20 protein-coding genes and 1 riboswitch are annotated in these 18,330 nt (G+C 38.0%); of the genes, 7 read left to right on the top strand and 13 right to left on the bottom strand.

The genetic code is table 11. The annotated features are described in order from the left end of the window. Nucleotides 1-30 precede the first annotated feature (30 nt). Nucleotides 31-918, top strand: a complete 888-nt coding sequence (locus tag KFZ56_RS05655; protein WP_222640826.1) for a nucleoside hydrolase — start codon at nucleotides 31-33, stop codon at nucleotides 916-918. Further along, a complete protein-coding gene (locus tag KFZ56_RS05650) occupies nucleotides 915-1,847 on the top strand; it encodes an aminoglycoside phosphotransferase family protein (protein ID WP_222640825.1) in 933 nt (310 codons plus the stop codon). The genes KFZ56_RS05655 and KFZ56_RS05650 overlap by 4 nt, the downstream gene beginning before the upstream one ends. A gap of 267 nt (nucleotides 1,848-2,114) precedes the next feature. On the opposite strand, the gene KFZ56_RS05645 is transcribed toward KFZ56_RS05650, so the two are convergent. From KFZ56_RS05645 to KFZ56_RS05625, 5 genes are read right to left on the bottom strand one after another with little or no spacing between them, the layout of a single operon-like run. After that, nucleotides 2,115-3,311 carry a CaiB/BaiF CoA transferase family protein gene (locus tag KFZ56_RS05645; protein WP_446053751.1) on the bottom strand — a complete coding sequence of 399 codons (1,197 nt, stop codon included), beginning with the start codon at nucleotides 3,309-3,311 and terminating at the stop codon, nucleotides 2,115-2,117. Between the two features lie 49 nt (nucleotides 3,312-3,360). Then, the gene (dctP, locus tag KFZ56_RS05640; protein WP_222640823.1) at nucleotides 3,361-4,431 is read right to left on the bottom strand and encodes a TRAP transporter substrate-binding protein DctP; all 1,071 of its coding nucleotides are present in this window, start codon (nucleotides 4,429-4,431) and stop codon (nucleotides 3,361-3,363) included. 46 nt (nucleotides 4,432-4,477) lie between these two features. Then, entirely contained in the window at nucleotides 4,478-5,803 is a 1,326-nt protein-coding gene (locus KFZ56_RS05635; protein ID WP_222640822.1) for a TRAP transporter large permease, read from the bottom strand. 41 nt (nucleotides 5,804-5,844) lie between these two features. Continuing rightward, nucleotides 5,845-6,366 carry a TRAP transporter small permease subunit gene (locus tag KFZ56_RS05630; protein ID WP_222640821.1) on the bottom strand — a complete coding sequence of 174 codons (522 nt, stop codon included), beginning with the start codon at nucleotides 6,364-6,366 and terminating at the stop codon, nucleotides 5,845-5,847. A gap of 39 nt (nucleotides 6,367-6,405) precedes the next feature. Then, nucleotides 6,406-7,194 (bottom strand): enoyl-CoA hydratase-related protein, encoded by a 789-nt coding sequence (locus KFZ56_RS05625; protein ID WP_255584859.1) that lies wholly within the window; start codon nucleotides 7,192-7,194, stop codon nucleotides 6,406-6,408. 210 nt (nucleotides 7,195-7,404) lie between these two features. Here KFZ56_RS05625 and KFZ56_RS05620 point away from each other — a divergent pair, with 210 nt between their 5' ends. Then, a complete protein-coding gene (locus tag KFZ56_RS05620) occupies nucleotides 7,405-8,274 on the top strand; it encodes a LysR family transcriptional regulator (protein ID WP_222640819.1) in 870 nt (289 codons plus the stop codon). Nucleotides 8,275-8,336: 62 nt separating this feature from the next. Here the strand turns inward: KFZ56_RS05620 and KFZ56_RS05615 are convergent, their stop codons facing one another. Then, nucleotides 8,337-8,738, bottom strand: coding sequence for a GIY-YIG nuclease family protein (locus KFZ56_RS05615; RefSeq protein ID WP_222640817.1), 402 nt, complete (start codon nucleotides 8,736-8,738; stop codon nucleotides 8,337-8,339). Nucleotides 8,739-8,969: 231 nt separating this feature from the next. Then, a complete protein-coding gene (locus KFZ56_RS05610) occupies nucleotides 8,970-9,938 on the bottom strand; it encodes a quinone oxidoreductase family protein (RefSeq protein WP_222640816.1) in 969 nt (322 codons plus the stop codon). A 114-nt stretch (nucleotides 9,939-10,052) separates the two neighbouring features. Between KFZ56_RS05610 and KFZ56_RS05605 the strand changes: the two genes are divergently transcribed. Beyond that, entirely contained in the window at nucleotides 10,053-10,652 is a 600-nt protein-coding gene (locus tag KFZ56_RS05605) for a TetR/AcrR family transcriptional regulator C-terminal domain-containing protein (protein WP_222640815.1), read from the top strand. 258 nt (nucleotides 10,653-10,910) lie between these two features. Here the strand turns inward: KFZ56_RS05605 and KFZ56_RS05600 are convergent, their stop codons facing one another. Next, nucleotides 10,911-12,170 (bottom strand): serine hydrolase, encoded by a 1,260-nt coding sequence (locus KFZ56_RS05600; protein ID WP_222640814.1) that lies wholly within the window; start codon nucleotides 12,168-12,170, stop codon nucleotides 10,911-10,913. Between the two features lie 107 nt (nucleotides 12,171-12,277). Here KFZ56_RS05600 and KFZ56_RS05595 point away from each other — a divergent pair, with 107 nt between their 5' ends. After that, the gene (locus tag KFZ56_RS05595) at nucleotides 12,278-12,508 is read left to right on the top strand and encodes a helix-turn-helix transcriptional regulator (protein ID WP_222640813.1); all 231 of its coding nucleotides are present in this window, start codon (nucleotides 12,278-12,280) and stop codon (nucleotides 12,506-12,508) included. Then, nucleotides 12,505-12,792, top strand: a complete 288-nt coding sequence (locus KFZ56_RS05590) for a hypothetical protein (protein ID WP_222640812.1) — start codon at nucleotides 12,505-12,507, stop codon at nucleotides 12,790-12,792. The genes KFZ56_RS05595 and KFZ56_RS05590 overlap by 4 nt, the downstream gene beginning before the upstream one ends. A gap of 114 nt (nucleotides 12,793-12,906) precedes the next feature. Here the strand turns inward: KFZ56_RS05590 and KFZ56_RS05585 are convergent, their stop codons facing one another. From KFZ56_RS05585 to KFZ56_RS05575, 3 genes are all read right to left on the bottom strand, one after another. Continuing rightward, nucleotides 12,907-13,095 carry a DUF6440 family protein gene (locus KFZ56_RS05585; protein ID WP_222640811.1) on the bottom strand — a complete coding sequence of 63 codons (189 nt, stop codon included), beginning with the start codon at nucleotides 13,093-13,095 and terminating at the stop codon, nucleotides 12,907-12,909. A 472-nt stretch (nucleotides 13,096-13,567) separates the two neighbouring features. Further along, nucleotides 13,568-14,614, bottom strand: a complete 1,047-nt coding sequence (locus KFZ56_RS05580; RefSeq protein ID WP_222640809.1) for an LCP family protein — start codon at nucleotides 14,612-14,614, stop codon at nucleotides 13,568-13,570. A gap of 501 nt (nucleotides 14,615-15,115) precedes the next feature. After that, complete coding sequence (locus KFZ56_RS05575; RefSeq protein ID WP_222640807.1) at nucleotides 15,116-15,748, bottom strand: TetR/AcrR family transcriptional regulator; 633 nt, start codon at nucleotides 15,746-15,748, stop codon at nucleotides 15,116-15,118. A 169-nt stretch (nucleotides 15,749-15,917) separates the two neighbouring features. Here KFZ56_RS05575 and KFZ56_RS05570 point away from each other — a divergent pair, with 169 nt between their 5' ends. Next, entirely contained in the window at nucleotides 15,918-17,282 is a 1,365-nt protein-coding gene (locus KFZ56_RS05570; RefSeq protein WP_222640805.1) for an MATE family efflux transporter, read from the top strand. A gap of 143 nt (nucleotides 17,283-17,425) precedes the next feature. Here KFZ56_RS05570 and KFZ56_RS05565 read toward each other — a convergent pair whose 3' ends face one another. Together KFZ56_RS05565 and KFZ56_RS05560 are read right to left on the bottom strand one after the other, a co-directional pair. After that, a complete protein-coding gene (locus tag KFZ56_RS05565; protein WP_222640804.1) occupies nucleotides 17,426-17,740 on the bottom strand; it encodes a DMT family transporter in 315 nt (104 codons plus the stop codon). Beyond that, the gene (locus KFZ56_RS05560; protein WP_222640803.1) at nucleotides 17,740-18,081 is read right to left on the bottom strand and encodes a DMT family transporter; all 342 of its coding nucleotides are present in this window, start codon (nucleotides 18,079-18,081) and stop codon (nucleotides 17,740-17,742) included. The genes KFZ56_RS05565 and KFZ56_RS05560 overlap by 1 nt, the downstream gene beginning before the upstream one ends. 74 nt (nucleotides 18,082-18,155) lie before the next feature. Beyond that, a riboswitch (guanidine-I (ykkC/yxkD leader) is annotated at nucleotides 18,156-18,256 on the bottom strand. Between the last annotated feature and the right edge of the window lie 74 nt (nucleotides 18,257-18,330).

Here is an 18,330-nt window from a genome sequence, read left to right as displayed (position 1 = left end):
GTAATCGTCTATTTTACAGGAGGTGATGACGTGGAAAAGATACTACTTGATACGGATATTGGCGGCGATATTGATGATGCAATAAGCTTGGCATATTTATTAATGGAACCACAATGTGATTTAATGGGAATTACAACGGTGTGCGGAGAATCAGAAAAACGAGCAGCGATTGCTGATGCGATCTGTAAAACCGTGGATCGGGAAATTCCTATTATTGCAGGTTTCGATACAACGCTCCAACCTGTGCCGGTATATCCAACGCCAGACGGAGCTTCGGCATTAGCAAATTGGCCGCATGACAACTATACCAAATCAGACGCTCCGGCGTTCCTGTATCAGATGCTGAAAGACCACCCGCACGAAATCATACTCATCGGTATTGGCAATATGACCAATATTGCTACACTATTTCGCGACTATCCAAACGCGCCAGGACTACTAAAGGGCCTTTATGTGATGAATGGCTATTTTGCCAATGAACCACTGCCTGAGCCTTGGTACAATTGGAACGCTTGGGCAGATCCACTGGCTTCCAAAATGGTATTTGCCTCCAACGTGAAGGTTCATAAAGCGATCCCTCTTGAGGTTACAGAGATGCTTACGATTGATGCAGAGCGAGCCAGTGCATTGTTTCAAACAAACACACGCTTAACCCAAGCCGTTCTCGACTTTGGCAATGCTTGGTTAGAAAGCTCCCATTCATTAACCTTACATGACCCTTGCGTGGCCGTTTCCATTTTCCACCCGGAGATATGTCAATTTGAAAAGGGACTTGTAACAGTTGAAACAAGGGAAAAACCATTAATGGGTGCCACAACTTTTACACCAAACCAAAATGGACATGTAGACATCGCAAGAACAGTGGATAAAGAAGCTTTCTACCGCATATTGTTCTCTACATTGAGGAACGCGATATGAGAGAAATTCCACCACTTGTTATAAGTAGAGCCACTGCCGCGGGTGAAGCGGGAATAGAATGGTTGGCGAAACTGGATAACATTATTTCCGAAATGGAAAAGCAGTGGGAGATTGCGATTGGGCAATCCTTATTTGGCGGTTCTACTGCTTTTGTAGCAAACGCAAGCGACAAACAAGGAAAAAGGTATGTGCTGAAACTAGAGATGCCTGATAGCCTCGGGCAAGTTGATTTCTCCATGACAATAAAGGCTTTAGAATTGGTGGGCGGTAATGGGTATGTAACATTATTCGCTTATGATAATGAGAAAAAAGCCGCTCTGTTAGAACGTCTTGGTAAACCTTTAAAAGAGACTAGTATCTCTATTTCCGAGCAGATAACCATCATTTGTTCGACTTTACAAAAAACATGGTCTATTCCTATTCCCTACCATCATGCCGAATTACACAATGGCAAAGAGGTTCTTTCATGGTTTTCTGGATTTATCGAAACTACCTGGAAATCGGTAGGTCAACCATGTTCTAAAAAAACAATTGAACAGGCCTATCGTTTTCTCCAATCACGGCAAGCAAACGAGAATCCGGAAAATCATGTGCTGATTCATGGGGATGCCCATAACGCAAATATTTTGCAAGATTTATCCAGCGATAATCAGTTCAAACTGATTGATCCAGATGGTACTTTTTATGAAAAAGCTTATGATTTAGGGGTGCTAATGCGTGAGTGGCGTGAAGAATATCAACACCACCCCCTGACAACTGGCATAAAGCGATGTGAAAAATTAAGTCTCTTAACAGGAGTAGACCAGCAAGCTATTTGGGAATGGGGATTCCTGCAATGCGTGTCCACTGGTCTATTATTGATGTCATTCGATCATAAGTCAGGCAGGGACTTGTTGAACGTTGCAGAGGCTTGGACGAATAGAAGGTAACGGGTTATCCAGTTTGATTACCTTGATAGAGTAGGCGTGTTGTCTTCATGATAGAAGACTTCGGACACATGTCGTCTATCAAACGAATCAAAATGCCTGAAATAATGAAGCAATCGGTGTTGTGAATCAAACACCGATTTTCTTCATTGCTAACGAGGCATCATGATTCTCTTCCTCATTTATCAGGATTTTCAAAAACAACTCCTTTTTCATGCATGTTTTCATTTCGTTATTTTTTCGCCTTATCATCGACTGATTGTACATCATTCATTTTACGACACCTTTTTCACGTAAGGTATCTATCTCTTGCTTATCTATTCCAAAACTTTTCAGAACCTCATTTGTATGTTCACCAATTAATGGCGATGCAGTATCTAACGAGATTGGGGTGCGTGAGAACTTTGTTGGAGACATGATTGTTCGCATGGAGCCCATAATTGGGTGTTCAATTTCTTGCACCATTTCCCGGGCAAGAATATGTTCATCATTCAGTGCCTCTGCAAAATCATTAATCGGTCCTGCAGGCACTCCGTGTTGCTCACATTTTTTCACCCAGTACGTACTAGTCTTTTCCATCAATATCGATTCAATAGTCGCCTCCAGTTCAGTTACGTTCTCTACTCGTTTTGTGTTATCGATAAATCGATCATCTTCCATCAATTCCGGCTTATTTAGCACATCTTTACACAGACTCTCCCATGTGCGACGATTGGCACCGCCGATCATGATGTATTTATCCTTTGTTTTAAAAGCTTGGTATGGAGCGGATACGCGATGACGCCATCCTGTTGGTTCTGGAATTTTTCCATCGGCAAAATAAGCAGCTGCCTCCCAGGCAAACCATGGTAACCCACATTCTATAAGAGAGACATCAACATGCTGCCCTTCACCTGTCTTCATTTTATGGATGTATGCGGCTAAAATGGAGTAAGCAGCGGTTAACCCAGCTCCAATATCGTAAACAGCTATTCCTGATTTCATGGGGCGTCCACCAGGTTCACCCGTCATGCTCATCATGCCACTCATTCCTTGCGCTACAAGATCGAATCCTCCTTTTTTTGCATTTGGTCCCGTTTGTCCAAATCCTGAAATGGAACAATATATTAAAGCAGGATTATAATTTATCAATGTATTATAATCAATTCCTAATTTTTCGGTTACACCCGGACGGAAATTTTCTATAACGATATCAAACGCTGTAATCATTTCATAAACAATCTTTTTGCCTTCTTCCGATTTCAAATCAAGCGCCATACTTTTTTTATTTCGGTTCAATTGGAAGAAACTGACCGATTCTCCATCAATATGTGGACCATACTGTCTAGAATCATCGCCTCCATTTATTTTTTCAACTTTTACTACTTCAGCCCCCATATCGGCTAACGTCATTGTACAAAAGGGACCTGCCATAATTTGCGAGAAATCCAAAACACGCAATCCTTCCAATAGTTTCAAATTCAACACCTCCAAAAAATATAAACCAAACCATCTAATCGTTTCATGTCAAAATTGATTATTCATGAATCTCCCTTGCCAACTCTACTAACTGTGCTGCCTCCTCTGATGAATTAGCGAATTCATCTACAATTTTCTGGGACGCATCAAACCATAATTCTGCTTCTTCTTCACTCATCACATGAACTTCCACACCATTATCATTAAATATATCAACAACCTCTTGATTTGCCTCTTCCGCCGACTCTCTCACCCAACCTTGTAAATCTTGTGATACCTCTTCCAATGCCTTTTGCTGCTCTTCATTTAATTTATTCTCCCATGTATCCACACTAATGACTAATGGGTTAGAAGCATATAAAAATCCGTTTTCACCTGTGTAATTAAAATGATCTAACACTTCATATAAACTATAGGACAAGAAAGAGTCAAAAGAAGTTAACGTTCCATTAATGACATTCGTTTGTAAAGCACTATAAAGTTCTGATGAATCCATGCTTGTAATTCCTGCTCCAAGCTCTTCCATGAATTCTTCAGGTTCTCTACCGGCACCTCTCATTACTAATCCATTGACATTCTCTGGATGAATAACAGAATTATCTCCCTTGGTACCAATCCCCATAATCCCCCAAGCTGAGACTAACTTTTTTAAGCCATTCTTCTCTAATAAATGGTCGTACGCCTTACCAATTTCTGCGTTATCCCATTCCCATGCTTGGTCATACGTTTGTATAAGACCTGGCATGAGGCCAATGCTAAATTCATTTACTTTCCCAAGGTCATAGAAAGGAGGATAAATAGCCATATCGATAGAGCCACTTTGCAAACTACTGAATTGATCCGTTGGAGATACCAATGAATTAGCAGGGTAAACCTGAATATCAACTTCCCCATTTGTCTTTTCAAAAACTTCCTCTGCAAATCTTTCAGCTAATAATGAGCGATAGTCCCCGTCTCCATCTGTTGGCGAGGCCCATTGATGTGCTAAATTCAAACTAACTTCCGCATCCGGATGACGAGCTGAATCATCATTCGCACTCGTATCTACATTCGTTTCAATACATCCACTAAGAAAAGCGAAGCTAAACAATATAACAAATGTTCCAATAAATTTATTTATTATTTTCATATACGCTCCTCCTCTTTACTGCATGTTTCCTGCGAAATTTTTTTACTTACATCAATAAATCTGGTAGCCAAGTAACAACTCCCGGGAATATGGTAAATAAAGCAATAGCGATTAAGAGTAAAAATACATAAGGTAACGAACCTTTAATAATATCACCGGTAGGTATATCTGGCACAATTCCTTTAACAACAAATAAATTCAAACCGACCGGCGGCGTTATTAAACCTGCTTCCATATTTATTGTCATGACAATTCCAAACCAAATTGGATCAAACCCCAAACCTGTTATAATAGGTAATAGAATTGGCGCGGTCATTAAGATGATCGCAGCCGGGGGAATGAATAATCCTAACATCAACAAAAATAAATTAATAAAAACCAGAACGATCCATTTGGAAATATCTAAACCTATAATTAAATTAGCTAAGTCCTGCGGAATAGACAGAAAACTCATCAATGTACCAAGCAAAGCCGAAAAAACAACAATCATTAATACCATGGTACTTTCTCTTGTAGAGGTCAAAAGGATATCTATTAATTTTTTCCAATTCATAGACCTATAAATAACAATAACCATCAGTAAAGCTAAAATGGCACCTATGGCAGCCCCCTCACTTGGCGTTGCAATACCAGCATAAAGGGCTCCTAAAATAGCTACTAATAACAATATAAAAGGGATAATTTGGAATAATGACCGAAAACGCTCTGTCCAAGAGAAATTCTTTACATATTCAGCGCCCTCGGCTGAACTAACTTGAATGCCTCTATTTTCTAATTTTGTTGCAATATATATCCAAACACTAAATAATGTTGTCAATAACAATCCAGGAATGATACCTGCAATAAAGAGTTTCCCAATGGATACTTCCACTGCTATACCATATAGAATTAATACGACACTTGGAGGAACGAGAATTCCTAATGTACCTCCCGCTACAACTGCACCGGTAGCAATTGTATTCGAATAGTTTCGTTTCTTCATTTCCGGTATAGCAGCTTTGCCAATCGCTGCGGCAGTAGCAGGACTTGAACCTGAAATAGCTGAAAATATGGCAGATGCAATGACACTGCTGATAGCTAAACCTCCAGGTAACTTACCGAGCCATTTATAAGCAGCATCAAATAATGAAGTACTGGCTTTTGATCGTGCAAATATGGCCCCCATAAAAATAAACAATGGAATAGCTAATAAAGCAAAATCATGCAAAGCGTCGTATGTGTATTCTGCAAACATTTCATATTGAGTTGGACCTACAAATAATATCATTGATACTAAAGTTACAAATCCTAATGCAAAGGCAATAGGCATACCTGCTAAAATGATCGCTAAACTAGCTATCGCAATGATCACACCTAAAGTTAATGAACCCATCTCCTTCCCCCTTTCAAATATAGCGCTTACAATTATGTGTATTAAGATTTTTCCTTTTTAAACAGTACTACGATTTCTTCATAAATGATTACTAAAAATTGTAAACTGATAAATGTCATCCCCAATGGAAGTATAAAATAAGAAACGGACAACGGCGGCCCCCAAGCGGAACTTGACCTCCAACCTAATTCAAGTGCTTCGTACCACATACTCCATCCTTGTATTACTAGAATAACCGTAACCAATAAGGCACCTAATGAAGTAATAATCCGTAACATACTTTTCATCTTAACCGGAAGCTTTTCAGTAATCACATCTACCCCTACATGGGCATCATGCTTTAATCCATACGCTCCCCCTACAAAGGTTGCAAACATTAGAAAGTAAATCGTAAGCTCCATCTGCCATACTGTTGTATAATCGAAAAGGTATCTCAATAATACCGTTATCGTAATAATGATCGCTGAAATTAAAATGGAGAATGCACTAATATACCCACTTACTTCACTCACCCCATTAATAATCCTTATGATTAGTGGGTTTTTCTGGTTATTTGGATCCATATCTTACTCCTCCCTTGCCAATCACCACAGCGTTTTCCATTATTTGAAAGATGGTTTACGTTTCTCCAAAAAAGCAGTGACTCCTTCCTTATACTCGTTGGATACAAAAGATTGGTTCATTAAATCCATAATATCTTGCGAGTCCTCGTCCGCACCACGAAGTACATTACGTACAACTTGTTTGGATCCTTCTATGGATATTCTTGCATTATTACAAATTACATTTGCATATTTTAAAACTTCCGTTCGAATAGTCTTTTTAGGATAAATGCGGTCAATCAATCCAATCTCCAAAGCCTCTTTTGCTTCCAAAAGACGTCCGGTATATAATATATCCTTCGTTTTTGATGGACCTACAAGATCAACAAGATTCTTCGTGCCGGGCGTACTATAAACAATTCCCAGTTTTGCTGGTGTGATACCGAACATTCCATTCTCATCTGAAAAACGAAAGTCACAAGCCAGCGCTATTTCGCATCCACCTCCAACGCAATATCCGCTCACCATGGCTATAGTTGGTTTACGAACCTCCATAATTGCCTTTTCTGCTTTTAATGTCAGTTCCGTATATTTTTTCGCCCCTTCTACCGTACTTCTTAAGTCATTGAATTCACTTATATCGGCTCCCGCAGAAAATGCCGCTTCATGATTACTTGAAAAAAGGATAACTTTTACATCTGAATTTTTTTCGCATTGATCGATGAGATGGGGAATTGCACGCCACATATCATAATTTATGGCATTTCTTTTTTCGGGTCGATTAAACACAATGTTGGCAACGCTTTCATTTATTTCTAAATACACATCCTTCTCATTTACACTTTTCAACAGTATTCCTCCTAACTTTATCATTAAGCTATGTTGCAGTTTCCGATTGAACAAATAGGCCTCTGTTCTATTCGCAAGTTAAATAATAGTTCGATTTTTTAATCAATTAATCGAATAATTATATTATAACCATTGACAGTAACGAAATACAAATGTATTATTATCATAGTTTTCATGCATATTTGTAATAATAAAAGGAATGTGAATATTATGGACTATCAACAGTTAAATTACTTCAAAACGATTGCAGAGATACAGCATTTCACTTATGCTGCTGAGAAACTTTTTATTTCCCAACCTACCCTAAGCCGTTCGATAGCCAAATTGGAAAAGGAAATTGGCGTTCCCTTATTTGAGAGAAATGGGCGGAAGATAAAGCTTAATCCGTATGGTGAAATTTTTTATAAAAAAGCAGTAAACGCCCTTCAGGAAATTAACGAGGGGAAACAAGAAATTCTAGACTTAGTTAATCCAGAATATGGGAGAGTTTCTATTGGTTTCTTAAAATCACTTGGTTCTTCCTTGTTTCCAACCTATATTAATACGTTTCACAAAGAATTCCCAAACGTGAATTTTCAGTTTTTCCAAAACCCATCGGATATAATGCTGGATCAATTAGAAAATGGGGAAATTGATTTCTGTATATCTGCTATTACTGATGATAGAGAGAATATTAAATGGGAGCATTTACGGTCTGAAGAAATATTTGCTTTCGTTTCGGTTGATCATAAGCTTGCGAATTTTAAAACCATTCATCTTACCGACCTTGCTGATGAAAAGTTTATTGCGCTTAAAAAAGGATATAGTTTAAGGCCTATTACAGATCATTTCTTTAGGCAAGCAGGGGTTCAACCCAATATTACGTTTGAAGGAGATGATACAATTACCATTATGGGCCTTGTCGGAGCAAATCTAGGGGTATCTTTACTACCGAAGATCCAAGGATTTTATTTAGATAACGTGAAATGTTTAAAGGTTACTGAGCCAAAATGTGAAAGACCCATAGGCTTAGCATGGAATAGTAAAAGGTATCTCTCTCCTGTAGCAAAGCGTTTCCAACAATTCTTATTAAATCACTAAATTATATTGACGAATAAAGCGCAACGTATACATTTCAATAATACGTTCGAATTCGTATATGTCTAATTCAACATCACTTCCTCATCTGAATAAAACAAATGCGAAAAACACCTGCAATCTGAAGATCCGAAGCCTTTCACCGGCATGGTTCCCCCATTTTCCTGAACCAGACGTTGAAAAAGCTCACATTCCCCTTCCACACCAGAATACGTTTGCACAGCCTGAATTTGCAGGTAGGGGCGTAAGTAATCGATATGCCAGCGTTTCTTTTTATCCACCTGAAGATGTCTATCCACTCTCGAGCGAATATTCCGCTTTGCACTTCCTACGTATACATAATATCCTTTTGGAAAGTGAAATTGCCCCAGCTTTCCGATAGTAACAGCCTCTATATCCTCTGGAAGCCATGTTTTTATCGCATAACGTGTATCCGATTTCCCCACAGTATAATGGATAGGCTTCATCTGCTTTCATCTCCTCCATAGCTTTTTATTCCTCTTTTGAAAACATGCAAGATGATTCTTTACTTGCTAACCCTGACAATTATATCTTAAACAACATCCGATAGGAAGCTAACATTAACTCCTAGTCATATTCAACGAAAATGGCGCTAACGTGAATCGGTTCTTGTCCTTCCGAAGAAAAAATTCATCACCCGCAAACAATGAAATTGTTTGCTTATTAGCTACTAAAAATTAAGGAATAACTATTATTCTTTTTCCTTGAAAGTCTGCACGTTTCCAAACGTTTTCAATATCTTGTAGTGGAACAATCTCCATATCCATATGAAGCTTATCTTCTTTTATCCAATTCCATACTAATTGCGTTCCCACTGTAATAGCTTCTTGAGTTATTCCCGAAGCCCCACCAGATATTTCAAGCCCTGACGTTCTCAAGGCATCTGCGGGAAGCGTAAGATCTGGTCCAGCTTTCTCTCCTATTTGGACAAGCTGGGTTCGTTGCCCATTTAAATTTATTTCTTGTGGAACTAACGCTTTTATGAGTTTTTCTGTCGGATATCCCCATAAAAAATCTAAAATGATGTCGATTCCCTCTTCTATCTCCTGTTTGAAGGAGGTGGATAAATCTTCTTCAGACTGTTTAAGATCGATAATTGTGTCTGCCCCAAGCTCCTTGATTCGTTTTAAAGATTTCTTGTTACGACCAGTACCAATAACACGTCCTGCTCCGAGCAATTTAGCGATCTGGACGGCAAGCTTTCCGGCAACACCAGTTGCACCATTTATAAGTACAGTTGCACCAGGTTTCATATTTACTCCCCATTTAAGTGGAAAAAGGGATGTCAGCGCCGCAGACGGAAGTGCAGCTGCTGTTTCCGCGTTAACCCCATCAGGAATCGGAACAGTGAATTCTTTGGAGACAACTACTTTTTCGGCCATGGCACCATATGGGGCTTTGGCTCCTGAGAATCCAACTAATTTGCCATCTGACTGCTCACCTACTCCCCTAAGTCCAATGATGGACGGTAATGCAGATAAAAATTGTTGACTTGCAAAATGTTCCCCTTTTGCAATCATTCGATCAACATTTTCAAGTGTTGCTGCTCTCACATGAATCAAAATTTCATCCTTGTTTGGATACGGATCTGCGAATTCTTCGTAACATGGAACTCCTCCGACTTTGTGTAATACTGCTGCCTTCATCATAAAACCTCCCACGTTTATTTAACACCGTTAAATTTAACAGTGTTAAATTTACGCTATTTATGTTACTATGTCAAGAGAAATTATTACACAAATAGATTGGAAGAAAATGCGATGGCATTAAAAAAGGAACAAATCATAAAAGAATCTTTGCATTTACTTGATGAAAATGGGCTAGAGGGGGTTACGTTAAGAAAACTGGCAAGAAAATTAAATGTTCAAGCTCCGGCTTTATACTGGCATTTTAATAATAAAAATGCATTGGTGAATGAAATGGCTGAAGCTATTTTACAAAGGGAGTTTTCCAATATAACGGAATGGAAAACGGAAGATCCTTGGCAAGATTGGTTGATTCTTATGTTTAATCGTTTACGCAAAGCATTACTTTCACATACTGATGGTGGACGTGTCGTTGCGGGAGCACATCTATCGTTAACAATGTCGGATTTATCTGAAATGGCAATCAACACTTTGGTGGATGCTGGAGTGAGTTTGAGACAATCACGTTTGATTATTCTAACAGCAACTCGTTTTACTTTCGGACATGTAATTGAGGAACAAACGGATATCACTCAAAAGGAAATGCAGAGTTTTCATTTTGCACAGTTTAATATAAAGTATCCCATGTTAGTAGCAAGCATAGAAGAGTATTTTTCTACAGGCAAGACAGTGGATGATCTGTTTAATGATGGATTGAGAATTATCATTAAATAATTCTTTGGATCAACTAATTAAAAAAATAATAATTATCCTTTTTTCTTCTTAACATGCAAAGGATACTGTCAGATAATGTTTTTATTATCTTGCAGCACCTTTTTCATTTGCTAACTATGATATATCATTTTCCAGATAACAGTTTACCAAAACTGTCATCTTTTTAAATGAAATTTACAGATATTAAATGGATATGGCGGCTGCAAGATACAGTCGCCATGTAATACATTTTCTGGCAACAAACAGTAGTACTGCCTATTATTTACCGAACTGATTCACGAGTGCATTACGATAATTTTCACTGCTAAGTACCTCTATTAAAAAGTCATTACTAGATCGAGCTACACGTTTTTGTTGAAATATGTTTAGGTCATCCATAAAAAAGACAAGCTCCATTTCTTCACCTGTATCCAATTTCGCATATAATGCTTGGTTTAGCACAAACCCAGTTGAGCCACCTTTCCCACCAAGATAGTCCGCGTCTTCAAACAAGTAGGCATCTTCAAGTAAATCACGTAATATCGCATTTTCTTCTGCATTTCCCCACTCCCCTGTTTGCACTTCTCTCAGAAAATCCCCATAAGAAGCAGCACTAGCACTAGTCACAGAATCAGACCAAATACGTTGCAAAGACGATGACATATGAAAGGAATCAGGAAGTGTTCGTTCTCCAGACTCTAATTCCGAGTGAAGAGCAACCGACCTCTCTCTTATTTCAGCATGGCTGAGATTTTCTACTTCTTCACCTAAGTCGTCAACAAGCAGTAATGAAGAAACTAACGGAACAAGCGTCTCTTGTTCATCTAGCATCCCCCATGCTTCCATTCGTTCGTCGATTGAGTCAAATCCAATTAAATCAAGTAAATATTCGGCATTTGCATTGGAACTGTAAACAATCATGCCTTGTGCAACATCTTGAAGCGGAATTTGGCTATCTGTGATATCATCTTCTACAGACGCAAGCCAATCCGCATGGGCACCTCCATCTGAATTAGCTAAATAAAAAGTTCCCAGCTCTTCTAGTGGAACAAGGGCTTCCGGGTCAAGCTCTCCTGACGCTACTTGTTCTGCATAAGCAGCTGCGATCATTATTTTTACGGTGCTTGCAAGCGGACGCTCCTGTCCGGGCGCTGTGTCAATTTTTACTTCTCCATCAATAGATAAATAAAGAGAAGTAGTGTCTGTTTCTTCTAGATAGCCGGATACAATAGCAGGATCGCTGTAAAAGAAATAGTATACGCCCGTTCCACTTCCTGCGAGTAATACGATGAGTAGAACAATTCCAAACTTCGTTGTATAAAACCATTTTTCAAGGAGTAACACAAGCAAGACAACAGCTAAAAATAGAATGATTCCAAAGTCCGGAATAAGAAAAGAAAGGAACATACCAATAAGCACTATAAACGTGGTTGCGACAGCACGGAAAATCATGTAGGTTGTGCGCTGGCCTTTCTTAAACAAAGGCATTATCGCAAACAGTATGATGAATAAAAGTACAAGATACTGAAACATAGCCATTAATATAATCGCCTACTTTCTAAAATGATAATTCGATATAAGTGTAATGTATTTTTTACTATAAGTCAAAAATATGTTACAATTATAAATAAATAGGGGTGAAAAGAATGAAGTTAAAGTCATCTGGGGAGATCAAAAACCGACTTGCTGTGCTACGAGCAGAAAAAAAGTGGTCACAAAAGGAAGTAGCCGAAATGCTAGGTGTAAGCAGGCAGACAATTGTTTCACTCGAAAAGAATAAATACAATCCATCGTTGAAATTAGCCTTTGAAATTGCAGTTCTATTTGAAAAAGAAATAACAGACGTATTTCAATACGTGAGGGAGGAAGAGGAATGAATTGGTTAGGAATAATATTAGTCCCGCTTTTCTTAGTAGCTCTTTATATCATCTTAAAATTTACTTGGGGGGAAGAAGGAAAAGATGAGCGTGGGGCACAAGTTCTAAGTAAATCTTATATGGCATCTATGCCAATCTTACCGATAGGCTGGCTCATCCTTGAACTCATACAAGATTCCATTGGAATGTCTTATGATAATTACCGCTACTGGATTTGGATACTGGTGCTTGCTATTTTCATCGTACAAGGAGCAGTTATTGCAGTGTATAGGCTTAAAGTATAAACCATATATGCTTTTAGTAGCGTCGCATAAAATAATTTCTACAAAAGTAATTGAGGAGGTATGCTGAGGGGAGTTGTCATGCACATCTCACCCCCCTTCTTATACCTGTTTACTTTATAAGACATCACCTTTAAAATTATCATCCACCAAAGGTTTCCCTTCTTGATCAACCATAACTGTTAGCCCAGCACCATAACCTTCTTGATGCAACATATACAAAACTCCTGTTTCGTTATCCCGAATAACTTTAATAGCCTTCAACTTTCCTTGCGTATAGACTTCTTCAAAACGATCGTTCGCCATTATTAGCCTCCTGATTAGATGAATCTCTTTGCTATTATCTTTTATACATGTACACATAATAGTTTCAAAATCTATATAAATGTCTAACCTATCTTGTTCCATATGGGGTTGCTAAATAATACGCTTTTAACATATCATACCTAAAAGTTTAAAATAGTGCAACTTTTCTACGAACGACATACCGTATTTCAAATAAGCCAAATCTCTTACGTTTATAAGGGACACAAGCTAGATTCTCATATAATGTTTATAGGAAGAACACGGCTATCCTTCACATTAAATAAAAGATAACGAGTTCAAGCCCCGTTACTCCGTATCTAAAAAAAACACGCTTACTTATTCCTAGTATGGAATGAAAAGCGTGTTTTTCATAAAATATTTTCTTCGTAAGCGTAGTTGCGTAGGGCTATCGGAAAATAGGTTTTAAAATCCTATTTTCCAATTACAAAATGATAAGATAGCACTTTTTTATTTAATATGAATTTCCAAGTTCACCTGATGTTGTAGATGCTTCTTCCGATTCGGAAGCAGTACTTGTTTCCGAAAGGTCCAAATGGCGCCGTAACGTTTCCTGGGTTTCGCCAAGTGCATAATCGTCCAGTAACCAGTAATAAGCGCCTCCAGGCTGATAGTCACTACCTTCCAGTGTTATTGTTTCAAAGTCTAGATTGGTTCCATCTGTTCCATAAGATATAAAGCTTCGCATCTCCGGAAATGTCATATTCGTTGTCATATTACTTCCAACAGCCTCAATGATATCATCGTATTTTAATACGGAATCCAGAGAGATAGCTTTGTCAACGACAGCCTTAATGATGTCCTGCTGTCTTTTCCCTCGTTCAATATCACTATCCTGTTTTCTGGTACGTGCCAAGGCAAGTGCTTCCTCCCCGTCTAATTCCTGATCTCCGGGAAGAAGCTGAATAGCTCCTGCTTCATCTTTTGAATTTTGTTCCTGTAATTCATAGGGAACTTCCGCATTTATACCGTCAACTGCATCAACAACATCGACAAATGCCTCAAAGTTAAGTTTTGTATAGTAATCGATTGGAATATCCAGTAGATTTTCAACCGTATCAACGGTTGCGGCAGTTCCACCATGTGCGTGCGCATGGGCGATTTTAGTTTCGTAGCCAACCTCTGGAAGATATACATACGTATCGCGCGGAATGCTTACTAATTTTACACTGTTATCCTTTTTGTTTAAAGTTGCAACCATAAGCGCATCCGTTCGAGCATTTTCTGCATTTTCCCGAACTTCACTTGAATCCACTCCCATAATAAGAACAGAAACATTATCTTCTGTCGGGTCAACTTCTTGTTCCCGCAGTTCGGATTTTTCCCTTTCATCTTCTTCATAGGAATCGGATAAAACGGTGTCTGCTTTAACATATAAATAAGTCCCATAGCCTACTGCAGCAAGAAAGGCTACTAGTATAGGCAAAATAATATAGGTTCTTTTTTTTAATTTGCGTTTTTTACGTTTCACTATACGCGTTTGCGAATTATATTTAGACATACTAATTCTCCCTTGATTCGTAATAGGAATGTATTTAAATAGGAAGATAAAATATTTAATGTAAGCATATTTTCAGTATTGATAAAAAAATGCATGTAACATTCGTTTATTAAAAAACTATCTTACATTCTACTATCAATATGTCTATTCGTAAACAACATTTTCTTTACACCTTTGTTACATTCTGTAATTATATGTTGAAATAACGCGAAAAGTTGCTCAAACAGAAATAATAGGGATAAATTTCGAAAGCGATAAAAGATGGTTTTATTTTTCATTCATTGAATAACAGCGATCTTCCCATGGAAATATAACTCAAATATCTTTTCACTTCACCCATAAAATAGTTACAAACAATCCCATAGAAGAAAAGACTAGATGAGAGCGTAGATACAAATTTTATTCGAGTTATTACTCATATTATATTATTTTCTACCCTATAATTGTTTTTGTTGAGGTATAAATAAAGACCACATGCACAACTTATGCAGTCCTTGTTTACTATTTGTTCTGGGATAAATATTCCGCAAGAATGTCCACAGCAGCTTCAATGATAGTATCCTTATCCAAGTTATCATTTTCTTTATAAAGAATCCTATCAATTACTGAGGAAATGAAATCAACTATCATCGCAGACGTTGCCTCTATATCATAAACACTGCTCTCAGACCGAGCGATAAAACTCATCGTCATTGTACGTATTCGCTCTGTTTGTGTATCCATGATACGTGCTACTTGTGGTTTGGAATAATACATTATGTTCATTTCTCTATTCAACGTCTTCACAGATTCATGTAAATCAAGTAACTTTCCCATAAGATTTCTTAACCATTGCTTAATATCACGAGCATATAGTTCATAACTTAGATTCTCGTCTTTTTCATGGAAAAATGCAAGAAACTTCTTATGGTAGTTATCCAATATACGAAGAAATATGGCATCCTTATCATTGAAATATGAGTATAAGCTTCCTATTGATACGCCGGCAACTTTTGCTATTTCATTTGTTGTGGTTTCGTAATATCCTTTTTCACTGAATAATTTTAAGCCGGCATCCAGTATTTTGTCCCTATTTTGTATGCTTCTGTTTTGTTTGGGAATTCGACGCTTCGATACATTTGAATGGCTTCCCAATTAAGATCATCCCTTTCCATTATAAGTAGTATTGTAAAGCTATGTTGTAGGTTCGTCAATATAAAAGTGAATATTTACTCATATTATATTGACAACGCAACAGGTAAAGCGTAAACTCTAAAACACGAGTTAATACTCATATTATATTATGAAGTTATGGGGGAATATTATGAATAAGCTTGAAACCATGCCAGTGCCAAAGTTAATTAGAAATTTATCCACTCCTGCCATCATCGCCTTACTAGTAAATTCAGTTAATTTAGCGATTGACCGTATCTTCATAGCTAAGGGTGTCAATACGCTAGCAATCTCGGCAGTAACTGTGGCTTTTGGCTTGTACCTTGTTATGCAGGCGTTGGCTCAATTAATCGGGGCTGGGGCAGCTGCAAATCTATCCATTGCACTGGGAAAAGGCGATAATGAACAGGCCAAAAAAATTGTAGGCACGTCATTCGTTTTATCATTGACGCTTTCTTTATTCATTGTTTTACTAGGAATACTATTCCTTAATCCTGTACTTTACTTATATGGCGCCAATAGTGGCAATATCGATTATGCTGCTACGTATTCCTTCGTCTTTCTATTGGGATCTGTATTCTTTGTTATTTCGCAATCAATGAATAGTATTATCAGAAGTATGGGTTTTGCAAAAAGAGCATTCATCAATTTTATTGTTGCAATACTTGTTAATATCATTCTTGATCCTATTTTCATCTTTGTTTTAGATCTTGGCGTTGGCGGCGCTGCTCTAGCACTAGTCATTGGAAACCTTGCCAGCGCGACATTGACCTTGCAATTCCTATTTAAAAACAATACGGGGATTATGCTACATTACAAATACATGCGCTATTATTTCAATGAGGTAAAACAAATTCTATCTGTTGGCTTTTCCGGCTTTATTGGACAAATATCTTTAAGCCTCGTTTCTTTATTATTCAATAGAATATCATATGAATATGGTGGAAACACAGGGCTTGCCGCCTATGGTGTAATATATACCGTCGCTATGCTTGTATACATGCCAATAATCGGGCTCGGTCAAGGGATTCAACCGATCATCGGATACAGCTATGGTCATGCAGCAATAGATCGGGTAAAGATAACGATGAAATATGCCATCAAGTATGTGCTATTTTTTTGCATTTTCATGTTCCTGTTCATTGAGATTTTTAGCAATTATATTGTTTCGGCATTTGGCGGAAATGCCGATTCTGAACTGTTGGATACCGCAACATTTGGTATGCGCATATTTTGCTGCATGGTGCCGATTGTTGGTGTTCAAATGATAGGTGCCAACTTCTTTCAGTATATAGGAGAAGCTCGAAAGGCAATTTTTCTAAGCGCATTAAGACAGCTTATCCTACTTATACCGCTTGTTTATATGCTCCCGAAATTCCTTGGTTTACTAGGAGTATGGATGGCTACGCCTATTGCTGACCTTTTATCATTTACAGTAGTTGTATTGTATCTATGGATGCAATACAGAAAATTTAAACCCGAAGTAGATTTGAAAATTGGCGACCAATCATTATAACATGCACACACCTAAAAAAGTTGACGTAGTTTAACACCACGTCAACTTTGCATACATATTTTCTTAATTCAATAGTGTCAATGCGCCGGCCTCGATATGAATCATCACTGTAATAAACATTACAATTGATTTTTATTCCCTTGTTATGTGACAAGTTTAAGCCCGATCGCTGAGCATAAAACCATCGCTATAAAAACCATCCTCTTCCAGTCTTTTGACTCCCCATAAAATATCATTCCACTTAGTGCGCCACCAACAACACCAATTCCTGTCCAAATGGCATAACCTGTTCCCATAGGGATGAATTGCAACGAATAACTGAGCAATGCAAGACTGGAACCAAACCCAAGAATGAGTAAAACGACTGTATGCCAATTTCGCTTTACAGTAAGTTGGTTGATCATGGCAACACCAAACGTCTCTAGTAACCCTGCTATAATTAACGTAAACCAAGCCATTAGGATTCAGCTCCTTCCTCTGCTTTATCCGGTGTGACTACTTTCAAACCAATAACTCCAGATAACAGTACTGCTATTAATATAATTTTTTCCCATTTGAATGCTTCCCCAAAGAAAAAAATCCCAGCAATAACAGTACCTGCTGTTCCCAAGCCTACAAAAATAGCATAGACTGTTCCGGCTGGCAGCACCTGTGCCGCTGTAATCATTAAATAATTACTAACAATAATACAGATAACTGTTCCGGTCCATGTCCAAAAATCATAGGAATGCGTCAATCCAATCACCCAGAAAATTTCCAAAAAGGCTGCAACAAACACTCTCACCCAATTTTGATTCACGGAAAACACCTCCAATTGTATTGTTTCCAAAAAAGGAAAAACAAAAAGCCCAGAGAGACAACTGTCGATACAGTTTCTCCCGGGCTTTTATCCCTCCGTGACATAGCAGTTCACTATGAGCTTTCTCTCGGTCCAGACCAACCTGATAGGTTGCGGAACCCTAGAAAACATTTAATTGATGCAATTTCTTATTATTATACACAAATTTAAAGACGATTCAAGTTTACAATTTTCTTCAACAATATGCCT

The sequence above is a fragment of the Virgibacillus sp. NKC19-3 genome (assembly GCF_019837165.1).
In the GTDB taxonomy this organism is placed as follows: Bacteria; Bacillota; Bacilli; order Bacillales; family Amphibacillaceae; genus Virgibacillus_L; species Virgibacillus_L saliphilus.
This window is presented reverse-complemented; position numbering and strand designations above follow the sequence as displayed.